The organism is Streptococcus hyointestinalis, assembly GCF_041225505.1.
GTDB classification, from domain to species: Bacteria; Bacillota; Bacilli; order Lactobacillales; family Streptococcaceae; genus Streptococcus; species Streptococcus hyointestinalis_B.
The window spans coordinates 1-5,844 of record NZ_JBCLSK010000061.1 but is presented as its reverse complement, the minus strand read 5'-3'; the positions used below and the strand labels follow the sequence as shown (position 1 = coordinate 5,844).

At 42.3% G+C, this 5,844-nt stretch carries 5 protein-coding genes and 2 pseudogenes; 2 read left to right on the top strand and 5 right to left on the bottom strand.

Annotated features, from left to right (window positions below; genetic code table 11):
- Positions 1-75: 75 nt before the first annotated feature.
- Positions 76-732, bottom strand: a pseudogene (locus tag AALA56_RS09615) (type I restriction-modification system subunit M); the annotation flags it as partial.
- Between the two features lie 357 nt (positions 733-1,089).
- On the opposite strand from AALA56_RS09615, the gene AALA56_RS09610 reads away from it, so the two are divergent.
- Entirely contained in the window at positions 1,090-1,602 is a 513-nt protein-coding gene (locus tag AALA56_RS09610) for an SdpI family protein (protein ID WP_369909831.1), read from the top strand.
- A 47-nt stretch (positions 1,603-1,649) separates the two neighbouring features.
- On the opposite strand, the gene AALA56_RS09605 is transcribed toward AALA56_RS09610, so the two are convergent.
- From AALA56_RS09605 to AALA56_RS09590, 4 genes are all read right to left on the bottom strand, one after another.
- Positions 1,650-1,886, bottom strand: coding sequence for a hypothetical protein (locus tag AALA56_RS09605; RefSeq protein ID WP_369909830.1), 237 nt, complete (start codon positions 1,884-1,886; stop codon positions 1,650-1,652).
- 337 nt (positions 1,887-2,223) lie between these two features.
- Positions 2,224-2,364, bottom strand: a complete 141-nt coding sequence (locus tag AALA56_RS09600) for a FeoB-associated Cys-rich membrane protein (RefSeq protein ID WP_369909829.1) — start codon at positions 2,362-2,364, stop codon at positions 2,224-2,226.
- 8 nt (positions 2,365-2,372) lie between these two features.
- Positions 2,373-4,520, bottom strand: a complete 2,148-nt coding sequence (feoB, locus tag AALA56_RS09595; RefSeq protein WP_369909827.1) for a ferrous iron transport protein B — start codon at positions 4,518-4,520, stop codon at positions 2,373-2,375.
- Positions 4,517-4,996, bottom strand: a complete 480-nt coding sequence (locus AALA56_RS09590; RefSeq protein ID WP_369909826.1) for a FeoA domain-containing protein — start codon at positions 4,994-4,996, stop codon at positions 4,517-4,519. The genes feoB and AALA56_RS09590 overlap by 4 nt, the downstream gene beginning before the upstream one ends.
- Before the next feature lie 246 nt (positions 4,997-5,242).
- On the opposite strand from AALA56_RS09590, the pseudogene AALA56_RS09585 reads away from it, so the two are divergent.
- Positions 5,243-5,844: pseudogene (locus tag AALA56_RS09585) on the top strand (transposase family protein); the annotation flags it as partial.

Sequence of the window (5,844 nt, the reverse complement as noted above, 5' to 3'; positions counted from 1 at the left end):
AGGCTTACAATTGAGAATAGAGCAAATCGTACTAGCCTATAATTTGAGATATTTTGAAATCAACTAGCACCACGGGTTATCTTCATCTTTTCCTAGCATAACTATTTTAGCAAGTAACTTAGAAACACTTTGTGGTGTAAAGAATTCACCTCCAGATTTACCAGCGTTAGAAGCATATTTAGAAATCAAATACTCATACGCATCCCCAAAAAGATCAATGTGATTATCTTCAAAATCACCAAAATCAAGACTAGCAATACCTTCTAAAATATCAGCTAAACGCTTATTACGCTCGATAACAGTATTACCCAAACGATTACTCGTCGTGTCTAGGTCATCAAATAAACCTTTTATATCATACTCACTATCATAACCAACAGCACTAGACTCAACTGAATCAAATATATCTCTTAAATCTGTATTGAGAGACTCATTCGTTCTTGCTGATGCTACCACAGTCGCAAACAATTGATCAGGATAAATAAAATATCCCTTTGTTTTAACGGCATCATCTATCACTTCTTCTGTTAAATACTCCTTAGGTGTCTCTGAATAGTTAACGTCCGGATCACCATTTTCAATATACTTTGTGAAATTCTCACTAATAAAACGATAAAATAAAACTCCTAAAATATATTGTTTAAAATCCCATCCATCTACTGCACCTCTTACATCATCTGCAATAGACCAAATTTTTCTATGTAGCTCTTGTCTTTGTGATTGCTCTGTCATTATGGTATCCCTTCCTATATCTGTCAATTATTATAGCAATTTTTCTATCCAGATTGAACAACAATTTACACAGTTCTAGCTTTTTAGCAATCAAAAATTCAATAATAAAAATATTTTTCAATATTAATTAAAAAACTAATTAAATACCAATAAATATCATTATTAAAATCATAATTTAACAATTTTTTATAAGTCTGATATATGACGGTCTATACATAAACACAATTTAGAGTAATTATATTTACATTTGTTTTTATCATTGTTAAACCAAGTATAAATAAACTTATATTCTTTACCCGTGGTGCTAAGATGTATAATGAAGATGAGGAAAACGCATTCAAGATAAGGAGGTTTCTCATGAGAAAAACAGCCATCCTACTTATCATGGAGCTTAGCTCAGCTGGCTGTCTCGCTCTCTTTGGCTTCACCAGTAACCGACATTCCCTCCTTGTCGGGCTTATCTATCTGCTACTTGTGAGCCTGCAAGTATTGGTTTATCTCAACAGCAGAGCTAAAAACCGCTGGTCGTTTGTCCTATCCGCAGTGTTTTTTCTAGAAATGATTGGCTACATTCTTACTTCTAGTGACCTCTCGCTCCTCCTTTTATGCAGTTTGACGCTCTCTATAGGCTATCTTCCTTCTGTCTTGCCTTACAATCCCTTTATCGGCATTCGTATCTTTTCGACACGCTACAGCGAGGAAAATTGGCGAGCAACCCATGTCTTCTTTGCCTTTCTCAGCCTTCCTGTGAGCTGTCTCATCATTCCCCTATCATACATCATGCCCACCAACAGTCTAATTGCCCTAAGCTACAGTCTGTGGCTTACTATCCCCATCATCTACTCCATAAAACGTCATCTAACAAGCTAGAAAGGCGGAGAAAACTCCGCCCTTTTTGATGTTTTTTTGAAATAAGGCTAATCCTTAACCCCGAGGGCTTTTTTAACCTCACCGACAGTTGCGGCTTCGTTTGGATTGTCAAAGTGTATGACCTTGGTCCCTCCACCCGGGACATGAACAGTGACAGAACTCATAAAATAGCCTTCTTCTGTGGTTAAAAATCCACCACCCTTATAAGCAATAATGATGGTGTTGTCATTGACCTGCCGTATAGCAAAATACTCTCTAATCTCGGCTTTGCTATAGGGTGCCATGACTTTCTTGTAAACACTAATAGTGTAGTTTTCTTTGCGGCGTGGCTTGGTTCAGGTCAGCGCAGCCGCCTTAACCGCAAAAGACGAGCTGGCAAAGACAACAGACACAGTAGCTAAAGCCGATATACCTAAGATAACCTTTTTCTTCATCCTTTCCTCCTGTGATTTCAGAAACTCATTACTTTTGTACTATAACAACTACACCACTATTAAACCAAAGGCTGTCTATCCTATCGTTTCCGTCTTTTTTCCTTTCTAACAGACGCCCCTTCAATTTTATTATATAACAAAACTCCCTCAAAAGCTGGATGTCACCAGCCTTTGAGGGAGTTCTCTTTTATTTTTTAGCGTGTTTCATTTCTTCTTTGACAGGGCAGGCGCAATTACAATCTCCGCAAGACCCTTTTTGCTTGATGTATTGGCGAACGCCTAAAACAGCTGTCGCTGCAATCAAGAGCGCAATGATAATCGTTGACATAAGACCTCCTATTCATTGACCAAGCCCAGAGTATCAAGGCTAATCACGGTTTCTTTTTGTTTTGTTTTTCTTACGACAAAGTAAGTCATGACAAGAACTAAGACTAGCGCAACCACTGTCCAAGCCGTCACTGGCTTGCCATAAAAGAGCACCAAGCCAAACTGATAGATGACTAGACTTACCACATAGGCAAGCCCTGTCTGAAAACCAATCGCAGCTAGCGTCCAGCGCAGATCGTTCATCTCACGCTTGATAGCTCCCATAGCCGCAAAACATGGCGCACAAAGCAGGTTAAAGGTCATGAAAGAGTATGCAGCAAGCACTGTGTAGTCCGCCTGCAGGCTGTGCCAAAGCGCCTTGCTGGTTTCTGTAGCGTCAGGATTGTGGTAGAGGATACCAAAGGTCGCAACCACCGTTTCCTTGGCAGCTAGACCTGTGATAGCTGCCAAGGTCGCCTTCCAATTGCCAAAACCAAGTGGGGTAAAGAGCCAAGCCAGCGAACGCCCTAAACTGGCTAGGATACTTTGGTTCGTCTCAACCGTCTGCAAGCTGAAATTATAAGAGCTGGTAAACCAAATCAAAATGGTCAGACTGAAAATGACCGTCCCAGCACGCTTAGTAAAGCTGACCACCTTGCTAAAAGCGTAGCGCAAAACTGCCATAGCCTTAGGCAGGTGATAACTTGGCAATTCCATGACAAAGGGACTAGCATAGCCACCTAAGAAACTGGTCTTTTTCAGCGCAATCCCTGACAGCACAATGGCTACCATACCAAGGAAATAGGTACTTGGTGCCACTAGCGAATTGTGCGGGAAAAAGGCACCCGCAATCAAAGCGATGATGGATAGTTTTGCCGAGCAGGGCATGAAGGTGGCTGTCATGATGGTAATTCTTCTGTCACGTTCATTTTCAATAGTACGGCTGGACATGATACCTGGCACCCCACAGCCTGTTGAAATCAACATAGGGATGAAGGATTTTCCAGAAAGACCAAAGCGTCTAAAAATCCTATCCATGACAAAGGCGATACGGCTCATGTAGCCAATATCCTCCAAAATGCCGAGGCAGACAAAGAGCACAAAAATCTGTGGCAAGAAACCAAGAACAGTCCCCACCCCAGCGATAATCCCATCGACAATCAAGGACTGCAACCAAGGCGCTACCTTGAGCGCCTCTAAAAACTGATTAGCGGCATTGGGGATATACTCGCCAAAGAGGACATCATTGACCCAGTCTGTCCCCATAGTCCCGACAGTTTGGATAGACAGGTAATAAACCAAAAACATGACCAGACCAAAAATCGGAAGCGCCAACACTCGATTGGTGACGACTTTGTCAATCTTATCAGATAAGGTCAGCTGAAATGCACCTTTTTGGCTCATTGCCATCTGACAGACACGCTCGATAAAAGCGTAGCGCTCATTGATGACGATAGACTCAGCGTCCTCGGTGAAAATCTCCTCTGTGATAGCGATAATCTCATCAATATCAGAACGCTGAAAAGCCGAGAGATTGACTTCCTCTTGGATAAGCGGGTCACGCTCAAAAAGTTTTATAGCATAGAGACGCTGTGAACGCTCAGGCACGCTGTTACCCAGCACCTCGATGATTTGCGAGAGTGCTGCCTCAAGCTTATCATCATAGGTCGGTATTACCACTTCATCCACACTGGCTTTTGTCGTTTGCTTAGCTTTAGCAAGTGCCTTAGTGACACCTGTTCCTTGCGTAGCGCTGGTGAGCACAACAGGCACACCCAGCTGATAGGACAGTTTATCCACTGAAATGCTCTTGCCTTGATGCTTGAGTACATCTGCCATATTGAGCGCCAGCGTCACAGGTATGCCTGTTTCGATGAGCTGGGTGGTCAGATAGAGATTGCGCTCCAGATTTGTGCTATCTACTACGTTTAGGATACTGTCTGCATGCTGGCTAAGCAAATAGTCTCTAGCCACCTTTTCTTCTGGCGTATAGGGCGACATGGAGTAAATCCCTGGCAAATCCTGCACAAGGACGGCTGCCTGTTTTTTAACCGTACCGCTTTTACGCTCAACGGTAACGCCTGGCCAATTTCCCACACGCTGATTAGAGCCTGTTAGGAGATTGAAAAGGGTCGTTTTACCACTATTTGGATTCCCAATTAAGGCAATTTCTGTCACTGTTCTTCTCCTTTTTCACTTGGTAGGACTGCAATGAGCTGGGCTTCAGACTTTCTAAGGGTCAGCTCATAGCCACGAAGCGTTAGTTCCAGTGGGTCACCTAGAGGTGCCACCTTTCTTAGATAAATCTTGGTGTGGCGTGTCAATCCCATATCCATCAAGCGTCGCTTGGTTTCGCTGTTAGCGTAAATCCCTTCGACATAAGCATAAGAGCCCACGCTCAAGTCCGACAATGGAATGGACGGCTGCTTGTCGTCCTTACAAACAGCAACATCTATATGACTTGTAATCGAGCTATCAAAGGCTAGGCGACTTCCCTTTAACATCATAATGGCGCTGCTTTTGGTCTTTGCCACAAGGCGCAGACGACTTCCCACAGTCATTCCTAAATGCGAGAGGTGCTTGACACTCTCTTTTGGAAGGTCAATGCCTAGAACTTCGTAATCAATCCCAAGCTTGGCATCTTGTAAAATCAACTTCTTGTCCTCCATAAACATAGACTATCAACTACTTTGACTATTATATCACAAAGAAACCTTCAATTTACTGAAAATTCAATATTATAATCATTATAAAAAGCCGAACCAAGGTTCGGCTATATTCGGCTCTATAATATCTGTAGTGGGTAACTCCACCACAGAGGTTATAGGGCTTTTTGAGTACAGAAAAAATCCCATAAAGCTTATAATGAAAAGCGACTAAACCATCATTAGGAGGTACTTATGGAACATATTAAAAATACCAATATTAAGAATACCACAAAACTCATTGGAATCAAAGACTTAAACAGCAAAATATGACTTGTTCTCAAACAGCAGACTCACATTGACCTTAGAGCTGAGCTGGATTATCCTGCCCCATCCTGTCCTCATTATCAAGGAAAGATGATGAAATACTTTTCAAAGGCCTTCCACCAGCCCAATCTTAGACGTCCAAGGTATGGCAACCTCCTAAAGCTCAGAAAGCGGCGTTTTCAGTGTAAAGTGTGTCGCAGGATCTCTATCGCCAAAAACAGTCTAGTCAAGAAAAATTGCCAAATCTCACAGCCTGTCTGGGCGAAAATCACCCAACTTCTCAGCGAAAAACGCCTCCACATCTCTGTTTCCACCGTTCAAAGACAGCTAAATGCTTTCACTTTGAAAGAGAATTTTGAGGTCTTGCCTGAGATTTTATCCTGGGATGATTTCGCAAGAAACAAGGGAAGACTGGCTTTCATTGCGCAAGATTTTGAGACCATGAAAATCGTAGCAGTGCTGGAGAATAATCGCCAAACGACCATCAAAAACCACTTCTACAAGTATTCAAGACAAGCTAGAGAAGCAGT